The organism is Burkholderiales bacterium (assembly GCA_015075645.1).
Taxonomy (GTDB): Bacteria; Pseudomonadota; Gammaproteobacteria; order Burkholderiales; family Casimicrobiaceae; genus VBCG01.
This window is the reverse complement of sequence record JABTUF010000002.1, coordinates 354,272-370,819: the sequence shown is the minus strand read 5'-3', so window position 1 is coordinate 370,819 and position 16,548 is coordinate 354,272. Positions and strand designations below refer to the sequence as shown.

10 protein-coding genes are annotated in these 16,548 nt (G+C 70.2%); 3 read left to right on the top strand and 7 right to left on the bottom strand.

What is annotated here, in order from left to right:
- Nucleotides 1-722 precede the first annotated feature (722 nt).
- The 5 genes from HS109_05150 to HS109_05130 all read right to left on the bottom strand — a co-directional run bounded on the left by HS109_05150 (nt 723) and on the right by HS109_05130 (nt 8,247).
- The gene (locus tag HS109_05150) at nt 723-4,268 is read right to left on the bottom strand and encodes an indolepyruvate ferredoxin oxidoreductase family protein (protein MBE7521755.1); all 3,546 of its coding nucleotides are present in this window, start codon (nt 4,266-4,268) and stop codon (nt 723-725) included.
- A gap of 206 nt (nt 4,269-4,474) precedes the next feature.
- Nucleotides 4,475-5,761, bottom strand: a complete 1,287-nt coding sequence (locus tag HS109_05145; GenBank protein ID MBE7521754.1) for a TRAP transporter large permease — start codon at nt 5,759-5,761, stop codon at nt 4,475-4,477.
- Nucleotides 5,762-5,767: 6 nt separating this feature from the next.
- A complete protein-coding gene (locus HS109_05140) occupies nt 5,768-6,298 on the bottom strand; it encodes a TRAP transporter small permease (GenBank protein MBE7521753.1) in 531 nt (176 codons plus the stop codon).
- Nucleotides 6,299-6,317: 19 nt separating this feature from the next.
- Nucleotides 6,318-7,307, bottom strand: a complete 990-nt coding sequence (gene dctP / locus HS109_05135; GenBank protein MBE7521752.1) for a TRAP transporter substrate-binding protein DctP — start codon at nt 7,305-7,307, stop codon at nt 6,318-6,320.
- A 40-nt stretch (nt 7,308-7,347) separates the two neighbouring features.
- Nucleotides 7,348-8,247 carry an oxaloacetate decarboxylase gene (locus tag HS109_05130; protein MBE7521751.1) on the bottom strand — a complete coding sequence of 300 codons (900 nt, stop codon included), beginning with the start codon at nt 8,245-8,247 and terminating at the stop codon, nt 7,348-7,350.
- Nucleotides 8,248-8,363: 116 nt separating this feature from the next.
- Here HS109_05130 and HS109_05125 point away from each other — a divergent pair, with 116 nt between their 5' ends.
- Entirely contained in the window at nt 8,364-9,038 is a 675-nt protein-coding gene (locus HS109_05125; protein MBE7521750.1) for a dienelactone hydrolase family protein, read from the top strand.
- Between the two features lie 159 nt (nt 9,039-9,197).
- Here the strand turns inward: HS109_05125 and HS109_05120 are convergent, their stop codons facing one another.
- A complete protein-coding gene (locus HS109_05120; GenBank protein MBE7521749.1) occupies nt 9,198-10,685 on the bottom strand; it encodes a DegQ family serine endoprotease in 1,488 nt (495 codons plus the stop codon).
- 187 nt (nt 10,686-10,872) lie between these two features.
- Here HS109_05120 and uvrB point away from each other — a divergent pair, with 187 nt between their 5' ends.
- Both uvrB and HS109_05110 read left to right on the top strand, forming a co-directional pair.
- The gene (uvrB, locus tag HS109_05115; GenBank protein ID MBE7521748.1) at nt 10,873-12,906 is read left to right on the top strand and encodes an excinuclease ABC subunit UvrB; all 2,034 of its coding nucleotides are present in this window, start codon (nt 10,873-10,875) and stop codon (nt 12,904-12,906) included.
- Nucleotides 12,907-12,925: 19 nt separating this feature from the next.
- Nucleotides 12,926-13,423, top strand: coding sequence for a low molecular weight phosphotyrosine protein phosphatase (locus HS109_05110; GenBank protein MBE7521747.1), 498 nt, complete (start codon nt 12,926-12,928; stop codon nt 13,421-13,423).
- Nucleotides 13,424-13,450: 27 nt separating this feature from the next.
- Here the strand turns inward: HS109_05110 and HS109_05105 are convergent, their stop codons facing one another.
- A complete protein-coding gene (locus tag HS109_05105; GenBank protein ID MBE7521746.1) occupies nt 13,451-16,279 on the bottom strand; it encodes an Rne/Rng family ribonuclease in 2,829 nt (942 codons plus the stop codon).
- Between the last annotated feature and the right edge of the window lie 269 nt (nt 16,280-16,548).

The window sequence follows — 16,548 nt, the reverse complement described above, 5'->3', positions numbered from 1 at the left end:
CCCTCGATCTCCTTGATGCGCGCGAGCATCGTGTCGCGCCCGGGGATGCGCGCGAAGATCGCCTCGGTCGCGTCGTTCTGCGCCTTCATCCACGACTGGACCTCGGGGTCCTTCAGGTCTTCCATCCAGCGGAACGGCGATACGACCGTCGTCCCGTGGAACGTCTCGGTCACCGGCCGGGCGGGGGGCGGCGGCGGGACCTCGATGCCGCCGAACGAGGCGGCGAGGGCGAGCGTTGTCGGCAGGGCGGCGGCGAGGGCAAGGGCGGAACGGAGGCAATTTTTCATGGGATCACAGGTCAGGCTCGCGCCGGACGTCGTTGAATGTTCGCAAGGCGTCGGGCTGAAGCCCAAGCTGTCGGGCTGAAGCCCGACCCACGACCTCGAACCGTAGGTCGGCCTTCAAGCTGACGCCTTTCCGTGGCATCGGGTTATCCTGGTCGGGCTGAAGCCCGACCCACGACCTCGAACCGTAGGTCGGCCTTCAAGCTGACGCCTTTCCGTGGCATCGGGTTATCCCGGTCGGGCTGAAGCCCGACCCACGACCTCGAACCGTAGGTCGGCCTTCAGGCCGACGCCTTTCCTTGGCATCGGGCTATCCCGGTCGGGCTGAAGCCCGACCCACGACCTCGAACCGTAGGACGGCCTTCAGGCCGACGCCGCTGTGTGGCATCGGACCGAATCCTGTCGGGCTGAAGCCCGACCCACAGGGGTTCTCGGGCACTACGCGGCCACCTTGACGCTGGGCGAGGGCGCCTGTGCGGCGCGGAACTCGCCCAGCAACACGGTCTCGCGCGCCTTCGCGTCCTTGACGTGCGCGAGCTTGACGTGTCCGTAGCCGCGGATGTGCTCGGGCACGGAGGCGAGGTCGACGGCGAGCTTGTGGTTGTGCGGGGCGAGCCTGCCCAGCATCTCGTCCACGAGCGCCTCGTACTCGGCGAGGAGCCGCCGCTCGAGCTTGCGCTCCTCGGTGCGCCCGAAGACGTCGAACGCGGTGCCGCGATAGCGCCGCAATTTCGCGAGCACGCGGAACGCCTTCATCATCCACGGACCGTAGGTCGACTTCTTCGCGACACCGGTCGCCGCGTCGGGCTTGTTCGTGAACGGCGGCGCGAGATGGAACACGAGCCTGTAATCGCCCTCGAATTGTCCGGCCACGCGCGCGGCGAAGTCGCTCTCGGCGTACAGGCGCGCGACCTCGTACTCGTCCTTGATCGCGCGGAGCTTGAAGTCGTAGCGGGCGACGGCTTCCGCGAGCGCGGTCGAACCGGGCACCACGCGCGACTCGGTCGTGCGCACGCGCGCGACGAGATCGGCGTAGGCCTTCGCGTAGGCGGCGTCCTGGTAGTCGGTGAGGAACGCGACGCGGCGATCGACGATCTCGTCGAGCGAGCCGGACAGCCGCTGCGACTCGGGGAGCGCGCTCTTCGGCGTGGCCGCCTCGCGCACCCGCTCCGGCGCATGGGCCGCCATCCGTCCCCACTGGAACGCGAGCTTGTTCGACTCGACCGAGGTCGCGTTCAACTCGATCGCGCGCAGAATCGACGCCTCGGAGAGCGGCAACTGGCCGCGCTGGTAGGCGAACCCGACCATGAACAGGTTGGTCGCGATCGAGTCGCCCATGAGCCGCGTCGCGATCGTCGAGGCGTCGAGGAACTCGGCGTCCCCCGGCGCGACCGCGTCCGCGATCTCGCGCTCCATCGAGCCCAGCGGGAACACGAGGTCCGGCTTGCGCGTGAAGTCCGCCGGCATCACGAGCCCGGTGTTGACGAGCGCCTTCGACACGCCGCGCTGCATCTTCGCGATCGACTCGTAGCCGACGCCGGTCAGGATGTCGCAGGCGAGCACGAGGCGGGCCTCGCCCGCCGCGATGCGCGTCGCGTGCAGCTTCTCGGGCGTGTCGGCGATCCGGACGTGCGAGACCACCGCGCCGTTCTTCTGGGCGAGGCCGGCCATGTCGAGCACCGACACGCCGCGGCCTTCGAGATGCGCCGCCATGCCGAGCAGTGCGCCGATCGTCACGACGCCGGTGCCGCCGATCCCGGTGACGAGGATGCCGTAGGGCGTCTCGATCGACGGGGTCGCGGCGGGCGCCGGCAGCGCGGCGAAGTCGAGCACCTCGGCCTTCTTCGGCTTGCGGAGCTGACCGCCTTCGACGGTCACGAACGACGGGCAGAAGCCGTCGACGCAGGAGTAGTCCTTGTTGCAGGACGACTGGTCGATCGTGCGCTTGCGGCCGAACTCGGTCTCGAGCGGGGCGACCGACACGCAGTTCGACTTGACGCCGCAGTCGCCGCAGCCCTCGCACACCAGCTCGTTGATGACGACGCGCTTCGCCGGATCGGGGAAGGTGCCGCGCTTGCGGCGCCGGCGCTTCTCGGCCGCGCAGGTCTGGTCGTAGAGGAGCACCGTCGTGCCCTCGACGCCGCGCAGCGTGCGCTGCACGGCGTCGAGGTCGTCGCGATGGTGGATCTCGATCGACCGGTCGAAGTAGCCGGACGGGTACTTGCCGGGTTCGTCGGACACCACGACGATGCGCTTCACGCCCTCGGCCGCGACTTGGCGCGCGATGTCCTGCGGCGTGAGCGGGCCGTCGATCGGCTGGCCGCCGGTCATCGCCACCGCGTCGTTGTAGAGGATCTTGTAGGTGATATTGACTTTCGCGGCGATCGCCGCGCGGATCGCGAGCAGCCCCGAGTGGTAGTAGGTGCCGTCGCCCAGGTTCGCGAAGATGTGCTTCTCGCGCGTGAACGGCGCCTGGCCGATCCACGGCACGCCTTCGCCGCCCATGTGCGTGAACTCGGAGGTCGACCGGTCCATCCAGATCGCCATCACGTGGCAGCCGATGCCGGCGGTCGCGCGGCTCCCTTCGGGGACGCGGGTCGAGGTGTTGTGCGGGCAGCCCGAGCAGAAGTAGGGCGTGCGCGCGATCGAGATGCGCGGCTTCGCGAGCGCCGCCTCCTTCGCGTCGATGAACGCGACGCGTTTCGCGATCCTCTCGCGGTCGCCTTCGTTCGGATGCAATCCGAGGCGCTCGATGCGCCCGGCGATCACGCGCGCGATCATCGCGGGCGTGAGTTCGCCCGCGGCGGGCAGCAGCCAGTCGCCGTGCGGACGCACCCACTCGCCCTTCTCGTCGAACTTGCCGACCACGCGCGGGCGGACGTCGTCGCGCCAGTTGTAGAGCTGCTCCTTCAACTGGTACTCGACGACCTGCCGCTTCTCCTCGACGACGAGGATCTCGTCCAGCCCTTCGGCGAACTCGCGCACGCCCTCGGGCTCGAGCGGCCAGGGCATCGCGATCTTGTAGAGCCGGATGCCGAGGTCGGCCATGTCGCGCTCGTCGAGGCCGAGGTCGTCGAGCGCCTGGCGCACGTCGAGGTAGCTCTTGCCCGAGGTGACGATGCCGAGCCGCGGCTTCGGGCTGTCGACGACGATGCGGTTCAGCTTGTTGACGCGCGCGTAGTGCAGCGCCGCGTAGATCTTGTAGTCCTGCAGTCGCGCCTCGGTCGCGAGGAACGGGTCGGGCCAGCGGATCGACACGCCGTCGGGCGGCAGCGGGAAGTCGTCGGGCACGATGATCTTCACGCGATCCGGATCGATCGACACCGACGCCGAGCTCTCGACCGTGTCGGCGACGCACTTGAAGCCGACCCACAGGCCCGAGTAGCGGCTCATCGCCCAGCCGTGCAGTCCGAGGTCGAGGATCTCCTGTACCGACGACGGGTAGAGCACCGGGATCATCGCCGCCGAGAACGCGTGATCGGACTGGTGCGGCACCGTCGACGACTTCGCCGCGTGGTCGTCGCCGGCGAGCACCAGCACGCCGCCGTGCTTGCTGGTCCCCGCGTAGTTCGCGTGCTTGAACACGTCGCCGCAGCGGTCGACGCCGGGCCCCTTGCCGTACCACATCGCGTAGACGCCGTCGACGGCCGCGCCCGGGTGCAGGTTCACCTGCTGCGTGCCCCAGATCGACGTGGCCGCGAGGTCCTCGTTCAGGCCCGGCTGGAACTTCACGTTCGCGCGCTCGAGGAACTTGCGCGCGCTCCACAATGACTGGTCGAGGCCGCCCAGGGGGCTCCCGCGATAGCCGGACACGAAGCCGGCCGTGTTGAGCCCGGCGGCGCGGTCGCGCTGCTGCTGCAGGATCAGCAGTCGGACGAACGCCTGGATGCCGGTCAGGTAGACGCGGCCGTGGTCGAGCGCGTACTTGTCGTCGAGCGTGACGTCGGCGAGCACGACGCCGGAGGAAGGACCGGTCGGGGACATCGGGCGGGGCTCCGCAAAGATCGTGTCTCGGGATGCTCCGGAGCCTGTCGATGGGGCTCCGCGAACAGCGTGCGCCGCACGGGCTTTTGGCCCGCCGCGCGATTCGGCGCGAAGTTTACGCTGGCATCGGGCGCGGGGCAATTCGCAGCGCAGCGTCGCGACCATGACGCCACCCGGGTCTCCGGGCGCTCGGGCCCGGCGGCGCGTCACTGGTAGCGCATCGTCCCCGGGAGCCAGAGCGCGATCGACGGGAAGACGAGCACGAGGCCCAGTCCGATCAAGAGCAGCACGACGTAGGGCAGGACGCCGGCGATGATCTCGCGTATCGAGGCCGGCGCGATCGCCTTGATCGCGAACAGGTTCATGCCGACCGGCGGGGTGATCAGCGCGAGTTCGAGGTTGATGGCGAGCAGGATCCCGTACCAGATCGGGTTGATGTGCAGCGCGGCGAGGATCGGCAGCACGACCGGCGTCGTGATCAGGATGATCGAGATGGTCTCGAGGAACATGCCGAGCACGAACACCAGCGCCATCACCGCGAGCAGGAAGGCGGTCTGCGACAGCCCGTGCTGCGTCACGAGCTCCACCATCTGGTTGGGGATCCGGAGCTTGGTGAGCGCGTTGCCGAGCATCGCGGCGGCCGCGAGGATCAGGAACAGCATCGCGGAGTTGCGCGCCGCGTCGACCGCCGCCTGCCAGATGTCGCGGGGGCCGAGGTTGCGGTAGACGAGCGCGCCGATCGCGAGCGCGCCGAGCGCACCCGCGGCGGCCGCCTCGGTGGCGGTGAAGACGCCGAAGTACATGCCGCCCAGCACGAGCAGCGGGAGCGCCAGCGCCCACGACGAGCGGCGCAGCGCGGCGAGCGCCTCGCGCGCGCCCGCGCGCGGCTCGGCGCGCACCGGACGGCGCGCGAGCTTCGACGCGGTCATGCAGTAGACCGCGAAGATGGCCGCGAGCATCAGGCCGGGCAGCACGCCTGCCATGAAGAGCGCGCCGATCGAGGTGTCGGACACGACGCCGAACAGCACCATCGGTCCGGACGGCGGGATCAGGATGCCGAGCGTCCCGCCGCCGCCGACCACGCCGTAGGCGAAGCGCGGGCTGTAGCCGTAGCGGATCATCAGCGGGATCGCCGCGGAGCCGATCGTGAGCGCGGTGGCGACGCTCGACCCGGAGATCGCGGCGAACACGGTGCAGGCTGCGACCGTCGCGACGCCCATCCCGCCGGGGAGGTGGCGCAGGAGCGTGTGCGCGGCGCCGAAGAGGTCGTCGACGACCTTGCCGCGGATCATGAAGTGGGCCATCAGCGTGAACAGCGGGATCGCCACCAGCAGGTAGGTGTCGAGCTTGCCGAACACGAGGTCGGCCATGCCGCCGAGGTTGCCCTCGGCCACGTAGACGATCGCGGTGGCGAACAGCGTCAGGCCGGCGAACACGGGAATCCCGGTCAGCAGGACGGCCACGAGGCCGACGAGGATCGCCGCGAACAGCATCGGCCGCTACTCGCGGTACTCGGCGCGGCGGTCGCGCGTTTCCGGGTCCGGCAGGCGGCGCGCGCGGAACGTGACGATGAACGCGACCACCGCCGCGACGCCGAGCAGACCGGCGCCGATCGGCACGGCGAGTTGGGGCAGCCACATCGGCGCCGCGAGGTAGCCGTTGGAGCGCAGGTCGACCATCCGCGAGAACGCGACCATGTCGACGCCTTCGACGGCGAGGAGCGCAGCGGACGCCGCGACCGCGACGAGGCCGCCCAGCGCGACGAGCCATCGTCCGCGCGCGCCGAGCCGCTCGGTCAGCACGTCCACCGAGATGTGCTCGCCGTTCAGGAGCGCATCGGCCGCGGCGAGCATGACGATCGCGACCAGCAGGTAGCCGACCAGTTCGTCGACCCACGGCGTCGGGTGGTTGAGGAAGTACCTCATCACCACCGAATAGCCGATCACCGCCATCGACACGAGCGTCGCGGCGGCCGCGAGCGCGTTGCCCGTGCGCGCGAGCGCGCGCACGAGCCGTTCCAGCGCCTTCAAGATGAGACCCGCCGGACGGTCAGAGCTTGCCCAGCAGTTCGAGGATCTTGGGACCGCCCTCCGGCGCCGCCTTGAGGAAGGCATCGCGCACCGCCGGTTCCATGACCGCGCGCCACGCGGCCTGCTCGGCGGGCGTCTGCAGATGGATCGCCATGCCCTTGGTCTGCAGGTCGCGGATCGCCGCGTCCGCCGTCGCTTCGGTGACGCCGATCGCGTCGGCTTCGACCTTCGCGGCGGCGGCCTCGAGCGCTTGCCGGTACTCCGGCTTGAGCTTCGCCCACCACGCCGGGTTCACGTACATGTGGAAATAGATCGTGTAGATCGGCCCGACGGTCCCGTACTTCTGCACCTCGAAGTACTTGCGGCTGAACGCGGCGGACACGTCGGTCAGCCCGGCGTCGAGCACGCCGGACTGCAGCGCCTGATAGACCTCGGAACCCGGCATCGCGGAGGGCGCCGCACCGGCCGCGACGAGGCCGGTGTCGGTCATCGAGTTCAAGCCCCGGATCTTCACGCCCTTGAAGTCGTCGATCGCGATGATCGGCCGCCTGGAGGACGTGATGATCGTCTGGCGCGTGATGTAGAGCCAGGCCAGGCTGTGCACGCCGCGCTGCTCGAGCTTGGCATCCAGGAACTTGCGCGCCTCGGACTTGGGGAAGCGCTTGATGCGCTCGAGCTCGCCCATCGCGTAGGGAATGAGCGTCGCGCTCATCTCGGGGATCGTCTTGCCCCACTGCGGGTTCACGCTCATCGCGGCCTCGATCGTGCCGCGCGCGACCTGCGGGAAGTTCTCGGCCGCCTTCGCGATCTGCTCGGAGCCGTAGAGCTGGACGTCGACGCCGCCGCCGGTCCGCGCCTTCACGTCCGCGGCGAAGCTCTCGAGGAGCTTGGTCATGTGGTGCGCCGGCGGCACCTGGTGCGAGATGCGCATGACGACCGGTTGGGCCGTCGCCGAGGCGGCGAAGGCCAGCGCGAAGGCGGCGGCGAGGAAACGCAGGTTCGGGATCATCGGGGGCTCCTGGGTGGGGACGCTGGACGGGGGAGGGCGATCAGCTTCGCGGATGCCGCGCGACCTGCGCCTCGGCATCTTCGGTCAGATGGGCTTCGCGACGGCGCTGCGCCGAGAGGCCGACCAGTTCGTTGAACTCGTCGAAGGTGACGAGCGATGAGGCGGCCTCCGCCGTCGTGCCGGTGCGCCGGAGCGTGGCGTAGAGCGAGCGCAACGCGTGCGCGACCGCGTAGGTCGCCGCGACCGGGAAGACGACCGCCGCGTAGCCGATCGCCTCGAGTTCGGCGGAGGGCAGGACCGGCGTGCGGCCGTGCTCGACGTTGTTGGCGAGACAGGGACCGGGAACCTCGCGGCAGATGCGGCGCATCTGCGCGACGTCGGTCGGCGCCTCGACGAACAGCAGGTCCGCGCCGGCCTCGCGGGCGAGTTGCGCGCGCTCGATCGCGTCGTCGAGGCCGTGCACGGCGAGCGCGTCGGTGCGCGCCATGACGACCAAGTCCGGGTCGACCCGCGCGTCGAGCGCGGCCTTGATCTTGGCGAGCCACTCGGCGGTGGGCACGACGGCCTTGCCCGCCATGTGGCCGCAGCGTTTCGGGAACACCTGGTCCTCGAGGAAGAGGCCCGCGACGCCCGCCTTCTCGTAGAGCCGCACGGTGCGTGCGACGTTGGTGACGTTGCCGAACCCGGTATCCGCGTCGGCGAGGATCGGCAGCGCGGTCGCGTCGGCCAACCTCGAGTACATCTGCGACATCTCGGTCAGCGAGAGCTGCGAGGAATCGGGCGCGCCGAGGAGCGAGGCGGTGGCGCTGTAGCCGCCTTGCGTCAGTGCCTCGAAGCCCGCCGCTTCCGCGAGGCGCGCGCCGAGCGCGTCGTGCACCCCGGGCATCACGACGATGCGGGGCGAGGCGATGAGTTCCTTCAGTCGGGTCGTGCGGCGCATCGGAAGGCGGACGCGTGCCGGTGCCGCCCGCAGCGGGCGATTGTCGCACAGGGCGGCAGGCGCCGCCTCCACCCCGCTAGAATGCGCGGAGCCGATCGTTACGCGCCAGTCCACCGATGCCCGCCTCCGACCTGCTGCCAGCCGTGATCGTCGACACGGCATCGAATCCCGATGCTTCGGTGATCTGGATGCACGGGCTCGGCGACACCGGCCACGGCTGGTCGGGCGTCGTGCCCGAACTGGGACTGCCGACCTCGCTCGCGGTGCGCTTCCTGTTCCCGCACGCGCCGTCGATGCCGGTGACGATCAACCAGGGCTACGTGATGCCGGCGTGGTACGACGTGCGCTCGGCGAACTTCGGTTCGCGCGCCGACGTCGACGGGGTGCGCGCCTCACGCGACCGCATCGAGGCGATGATCGCCGCCGAGCGCGCCCGGGGCGTGGCTGCCTCGCGCATCGTGCTGGCGGGGTTCTCGCAAGGCGGCGCGATCGCGATCTACACCGCGCTGCGGCATCGCGAGCGGCTGGCCGGCATCGTCGCGCTGTCGACCTACCTCGTCGACGCGGCCTCGCTGGCGACCGAAGCGTCGCCCGCGAACCGCGGCCTGCCGATCGTGATGGCGCACGGCACGCGCGATCCGGTGATCCCGATCGCGCTCGCGGAGGCCTCGCGCGACGCGCTGGTGTCCGCCGGATGGCAGGTCGAGTGGCACGCGTACACGATGGAACATTCGGCGGTGCTCGAGGAGATCCGCGTCGTCGGCGCGTTCCTCGCGCGCGTACTCGCGTAGCTCGCCTGGCGCGCCGCCGCGTGCTCGCGCACCGGTGGTCGGGACGAAAAAAAAAGCGGGCCCGCCTGCCGGAGGACCCGCTCGGGGCACCCAACCCCAACGCCGCTCACCCGAGCGGTAACCTGCACTGTCTGATGGTCTGACCCACGCCGTGTCGCGTCAGCCGAGCGGCACGGGCACGAAGATCCGCGCGTCGTCGCGCTGGATCAGGAGCGCGATCGCCTTGCCGGCCTTGTCGACGACGCCCTTCAGTTCCGCCGGGCTCGACACCGGCGTGCGGTTCGCCGAGACGATCACGTCGCCCGGTCGCACGCCCGCCTTTTCCGCGGCGCCGCCCACGTCCGCGACGACGAGTCCGCTCGCGAGCTTCGCCGCCTCCTTCTCGTCCTTCGAGAGCGGGCGCACGACGACGCCCAGCTTGCCCTCGCCGGCATCCGCGCGCTTCGTCGACGGGACCTTGCCGTCGCCTCGGTCGCCCACGGTCGCCGTGAGGTCGCGCGACTTGCCGTCGCGCCACACCTCGATCTTGACCGTCGAGCCCGGCTTCACCGACGCCACGAGCGGCGGGAGGTCGCCCGACTTCCCGATCGCCTGACCGTCGAACGACAGGATCACGTCGCCCGGTTCGAGTCCGGCCTTGTCGGCGGGACCGTTCTTCTGCACCGAGCCGACGAGCGCGCCGCCGGGTTGCTTCATGCCGAAGCTCTCCGCGAGCGCCTGGTTCACCTCCTGCACGGTGACGCCGAGCTTGCCGTGGCTCACCTTGCCGTGGGTCACGATCTGGTCCTTCACGTCGAGCGCGACGTTGATCGGCACCGCGAACGCGAGGCCCTGGAAGCCGCCCGAGCGCGAGAAGATCTGCGAGTTGATGCCGATCACCTCGCCGTTCATGTTGAACAGCGGGCCGCCCGAATTGCCCGGATTCACCGCGGCGTCGGTCTGGATGAACGGCACGACGGTGTCGCCCGGCAGCGAGCGCGACTTGGCGCTGACGATGCCCGAGGTCACCGAGTGCTCGAGTCCGTAGGGCGCGCCGATCGCGACGACCCATTCGCCGACGCGCGTCTTGCGGGCGTCGCCGGTGCGAACCGTCGGCAGGTCCTTCGCGTCGATCTTCAGCACCGCGACGTCGGTCGCCTGGTCGCTGCCGAGCACCTTCGCCTTGAATTCGCGGCGGTCGGCGAGTCTCACCGTCACCTCGTCGGCGCCGTCGACGACGTGCGCGTTGGTGAGGATGATCCCGTTCGGATCGACGATGAAGCCCGAGCCCATGCCCTGGGACGGACCGCGGCCCGGGCCGTCGTCGTCGCCTCCGGGCATGCCGCGGAAGAACGGAGCGAGTTCCGGCGGCAGGCCTTTCGGCAGCCGTCCCTGCGGACCGCGACGCTCGTCGCTGCCCGAGGTCTTCGAGAGGCCGCGCGACATGCTGACTTCGACGACCGCGCCGCTTTCGCGTTCGACGAGATCGGCGACATCGGGGAGGGCGGCGCGCTGGGTGGGCGCGGCGGTGGCCGCGGCGGGCGCCGGCGTCGTCGCGGCGACGGCGGCGCCGGGCGCGATGTGGCGGTCGGCAGCGATCGCGCCCAATCCGAACGCGCCCGCGACGGCGATCGCGACGGCAGTACGCTTGAATACGTGCGATTGCATGGAGATCTCCTGGCCTCCTGGCCGGTTTCGGGGCGCGACGGCGCCCGCACGCGACCGAAGATAGGCGGGGAGACTTAAGCGGGCGTTAAGCTCGGCCGCCCGACGCCCCGAGCGGGCGACGGCAGGTCGAATTGCGACGAACGATCGTTCGATCTACAATACGCGATTGTCGTCGCCGCCGCGAGCCATGGTCGTCACCTTTCCGGACAGCCCCTACGCGCTCCACCAGCCGTTCGCGCCGGCCGGCGACCAGCCCGAGGCGATCGAGAAGCTGATCGAGGGCATCGCCGACGGGCTCTCGTTCCAGACGCTGCTCGGCGTCACCGGGTCGGGCAAGACGTTCACGATGGCGAACGTGATCGCGCGCACCGGCCGCCCGGCGCTCGTTCTGGCGCCGAACAAGACGCTGGCCGCGCAGCTCTACTCGGAGTTCCGCGAGTTCTTCCCCGACAACTGCGTCGAGTACTTCGTCAGCTACTACGACTACTACCAGCCCGAGGCCTACGTCCCGTCGCGCGACCTCTACATCGAGAAGGACAGCTCGATCAACGAGCACATCGAGCAGATGCGGCTCTCCGCGACCAAGGCGATCCTCGAGCGGCGCGACTGCGTGATCGTCGCGACCGTGTCGGCGATCTACGGCATCGGCGATCCGTCCGAGTACCACGCGATGATCCTGCACCTGAAGCAGGGCGACCGTCTGTCGCAGCGCGACGCGATCAAGCGCCTGACCGAGCTCCAGTACTCGCGCAACGAGACCGATTTCAGGCGCGGGACCTTCCGCGTCCGCGGCGACGTCCTCGACATCTTCCCCGCCGAGCACGCGGAGAACGCCGTGCGCGTCTCGTGCTTCGGCGACGAGATCGAGTCGCTGCAGCTCTTCGACCCGCTGACCGGCCACGTGAAGCAGAAGATCGTGCGCTTCACCGTCTTCCCGTCGTCGCACTACGTGACCGGCCGGCAGAAGGTGCTCGATGCCGTCGAGGCGATCAAGGCCGAGCTCGCGCAGCAGAAGGCGTTCTTCGTCGCGCAGATGAAGCTGATCGAGGCGCAGCGGATCGAGCAGCGCACCCGCTTCGACCTCGAGATGATGGTCGAGATCGGCTTCTGCAAGGGCATCGAGAACTACTCGCGCCACCTGTCGGGCCGCAAGGCGGGCGAGCCGCCGCCGACGCTGATCGACTACCTGCCGCGCGACGCGCTGATGTTCGTCGACGAGAGCCACGTGACGATCCCGCAGGTCGGCGGCATGTTCCGCGGCGACCGTTCGCGCAAGGAGAACCTCGTCGACTACGGATTCCGGCTGCCCTCGGCGCTCGACAACCGCCCGCTCACCTTCGAGGAGTTCGAGCGCCTCTTGCCGCAGACCACCTTCGTGTCGGCGACGCCCGCCGACTACGAGCGGAAGCACGCGGGCCAGGTGGTCGAGCAACTGGTGCGTCCCACCGGCCTCGTCGATCCGGTGCTCGAGGTGCGGCCCGCCCGCACGCAGGTCGACGACCTCCTCTCCGAGATCCGCCTGCGCGTCGAGCGGCAGGAGCGTGTCCTGGTGACCACGCTCACCAAGCGCATGGCCGAGGACCTGACCGACTACCTGGGCGAGCACGGCGTCAAGGTGCGCTACCTGCACTCCGACATCGACACGGTCGAGCGGGTCGAGATCATCCGCGACCTGCGGCTGGGCGAGTTCGACGTGCTGGTCGGCATCAACCTGCTCCGCGAGGGCCTCGACATTCCGGAGGTCTCGCTCGTCGCGGTGCTCGACGCCGACAAGGAAGGGTTCCTGCGCGCCGAGCGCAGTCTGATCCAGACGATCGGCCGCGCCGCGCGGCACCTGAACGGGACCGCGATCCTCTACGCCGACACGATGACCGACTCGATGAAGGCCGCGATCGGGGAGACCGAGCGCCGGCGCGCGAAGCAGGTCGCGTACAACGAGCGTCTGGGCATCACGCCGAAGGGCGTGCAGAAGCGCATCAAGGACATCATCGAGGGCGTGGCCGACCTGGACGAAGGGCGCCGCGAGATGAAGGCCGCGCAGGCGCAGGCGAAGTACGACGAGATGGGCGGCAAGGAACTCGAGCGCGAGCTGAAGCTCCTCGAGAAGCAGATGCTGGACGCCGCGAAGAACCTCGAGTTCGAGAAGGCCGCCGAACTCCGCGACCGCCTCTACAGGCTCAAGGAGCGGCTCTTCGGCGTGGCGTTGCCCACCGAGACCTGATCAAACGCCTGCGCGCCCGATGAACGCATCCGCACCGCGAGAGTCGATCCTGTTCGTCTGCCTCGGCAACATCTGTCGGTCGCCGACCGCCGAAGCGGTGTTTCGCGCGAAGGCGCAACGGGCCGGACTCGCCTCGCGCCTCGCGATCGATTCGGCCGGGACGGGCAGTTGGCACGTCGGCAATCCGCCGGATTGGCGCGCCACAGCGCATGCCTCGAAACGCGGCTACGACCTCTCGCCGCTTCGCGCCCGGCAGGTCGCGCGCGCGGATTTCAGCCGCTTCGGCCGGATCTTCGCGATGGATCGCTCGAACCTGGCCGACCTCCAGCGGATGCGGCCCCCGGACCACGCCGGACACCTCGGCCTGTTCCTCGACCTCGTACCGCAGCATCGCGGGCGCGACGTGCCGGACCCCTACGACGGAGGTGACGAGGGCTTCGAGACCGTGCTCGACCTGATCGAGTCGGCGAGCGACGCACTCGTGACGCGATTGATGGGCGCGCCGCCCGGGCGCTGAGACCGCGCCCCGGGCGACGCGAGCCCGTCAGCCTGCGGGCGGCGTGTCCTTGCGGGTTTCGACGAACTCGAGCGGCTCCTCGGTCACCGCGACGCGGGGCGGGCGCACGCGCCTGGGCCTGGGCGTCTCGATTTCGTCGGCCATCGGCGACGCGGCGCTCGTGCGATGCGTCTCCACCATCTCGAGCCCCGAATCCGCGGGAAGCCGGTAGGGCACCGCAGGTTCGATCGGTGCTACGCGCTCGATGCGCGGCGGCTCGCGATCGGCGGCGGGTGGCCGTGCGTCGTCCGGTGCGCTCGCTTCCGGGTCCGCCTCGACGACGCGATGCATCGCGTCGTCACGCGGAGGCAGGACGACGGGCGCGGTCGCCACCGTGGGCGCCGCGATCGCGACGGGCGCAGGTGCGTCGGGCGCGAAGGCGGCCGGCAACTGGAACGTCGCAGGCGCGGCCGACGCGGTGAGCGCGTCATGCGCTGGTGTCGTGGCGCCGGCTTCGGCCTGGGATTGGCCGGTCTGGGCCTGGCGGTCGCCGCCTCCACGACCCCTGCGGCGACGGCGGCGGCTGGCGTCACGACGCTCTTCGGCACCCGCGGGCGCGCTATCGTTGGCTTCGACGAGCGCACCGCCCGACATCGCCGCCGGTTTCTGCGGCGCCTGCGACTTGCGTTCGCCGCCCGGCCCGCGTTCGCGCGGCTGGCCTTCGCGCCGCTCGCGCTCCGGGCGCTCCTGCCTGGCCGCCGGCTCGCGCGGCGGTTGCTCGCGGCCCGCCTCTCCCTGCTTCGCGCCGTCGCCGCGATGATCGTCGTTGCGCTGCTGCTCGCTCCGCTGGCCCGGGGCCCCTCGTTGACCTTGCTGTTGCGGACGCGGCTGGCCTTCGCGGCGTTGTTCGTCGCGCCGCTCTCCGCGACGCTGATCGTCGCGGCGGTCGCGGCCGTCCTGGCGGCCGTCGCCACGGCGCTCGTCGCGACGCTGCTCCCGTCCGTCGCGTCGCGGGTCCCGCCCTTCGCGGCGTTCCTGCTGTCCGCCGCGGGGGCGCCCATCCCGGCGTTGGCGGTCCTGCGGCTTCGCGGGTTCCGCCGGCGCTGGCGAAGGTGCACTCGGCGCCGCCGGCTTGTGGCGGAACCAGCCCATCATCTTGTCGAACCAGGTTCCGGTCGTGGCCGGGGGCGACGGTTGCGCCACCGGGGCGGGCGTGGCCGCTGCGGCCGGTTGCGAAACCGGCACCGGCGCCGGCTGCGTCGGGGTGACGCCCTTGACCACCGCCTCCTGGCGCACTTCCTTCGCCTCCTCCTTCTTCTCCTTCGCGGGGTCGGGCTGCTCGGGCGCCTCGACCAAGTCGAAGCTCGGCGGCAGCGGTTCCGCATGATTGAGGTCGTCGTGGCGCAGGCGCTCGACCTTGTAGTTCGGCGTCTCGAGGTGCCGGTTCGGCACGACGAGCAGGTTGACCTTGAAGCGCGATTCGATCGACAGCACGTCGCCGCGCTTCTCGTTCAAGAGGAACGTCGCGACGTCGACCGGCACCTGCGCGACGACCTGCGCGGTGTTGTCCTTCATCGACTCCTCCTGCAGGATGCGCAGGATGTGCAGCGCCGTCGACTCGGTGCCCCGGATGTGGCCGATGCCGTGGCAGCGCGGGCAGGGCAGGTGGGCGGACTCGGCGAGCGCCGGGCGCAGCCGCTGGCGCGACAGCTCCATCAGGCCGAAGCGCGAGATCTTGCCCAGTTGAATCCGCGCGCGGTCGTAACGCAGCGCGTCGCGCAGGCGGTTCTCGACCTCGCGCTGGTTCTTCGCCGACTCCATGTCGATGAAATCGACGACGATGAGTCCGCCGAGATCGCGCAGCCGGAGCTGACGGGCGAGTTCGTCCGCGGCCTCGAGGTTGGTGTTGAACGCGGTCGTCTCGATGTCGCTGCCCTTGGTCGCGCGCGCCGAGTTCACGTCGATCGCGACGAGCGCCTCGGTGTGGTCGATCACGATCGCGCCGCCCGACGGCAGCGGGACCTGGCGGCCGTAGGCGGTCTCGATCTGGTGCTCGATCTGGAAGCGCGAGAACAGCGGGACGTCGTCCTTGTAGAGCTTCACGCGCTGCACGTTGTCCGGCATCACGTGGCCCATGAACTGCTGGGCCTGCTCGTAGATCGCCTCGGTGTCGATCAGGATCTCGCCGATGTCGGCGTGGAAGTAGTCGCGGATCGCGCGGATGACGAGGCTCGACTCCTGGTAGATGAGGTAGGCGCCCTGCTGGAGCTTCGAGGCCTCCTCGATCGCGCGCCACAACTGCAGCAGGTAGTTCAGGTCCCACTGCAATTCCTCGGCGGTGCGCCCGATGCCCGCGGTGCGGGCGATGACGCTCATGCCCGGCGGGACCTCGAGTTGCGCGACCGCGTCGCGGAGTTCGTTGCGGTCCTCGCCCTCGACCCGCCGCGACACGCCGCCGCCGCGCGGGTTGTTCGGCATCAGGACGAGGTAGCGGCCGGCGAGCGAAATGTAGGTCGTCAGCGCGGCGCCCTTGTTGCCGCGCTCGTCCTTGTCGACCTGGACGATGATCTCCATGCCCTCGCGGACCTGGTCGCGGCGAACGGCGCCGTCGCCCTCGTCGTCGTCACCCCGGCGACCGCCCTTCAGCGACTGGCGGGCGACCTCCTTGAACGGCAGGAAGCCGTGGCGGTCGGTGCCGTAGTCGACGAAGCAGGCCTCGAGCGAGGGCTCGACGCGCGTGACGACGGCCTTGTAGATGTTGGATTTCCGCTGCTCCTTGGCCGCGGATTCGATGTCGAGATCGACGAGCCGCTGGCCGTCGACGATGGCGACGCGAAGCTCTTCGGCCTGCGTGGCGTTGAACAACATGCGTTTCATGCGTTTTCCTTCGCGCGGCCGGCGGCCGGGCGGAAACGGAAAGCGCGAGGCAGGCGGGGGCCGACGGCCCGTCCGCCCGGGTCAGGCGGGTGCGGCGGGGGACGGTGCGAAGCGCTGCCCCGGTGGGTGGCCGGGACAGGGAACGGGGCAGGAGGAAGATGTCATCGCTCTTGATTCCCGCCGCGCTCGCGCGAGGCGCGGGCGGAGGGCCGTTCGGGTGCGCGTCGGATTCGTTCCGGAAGGACGGGGGATCCTGCGATGCGGCGGGA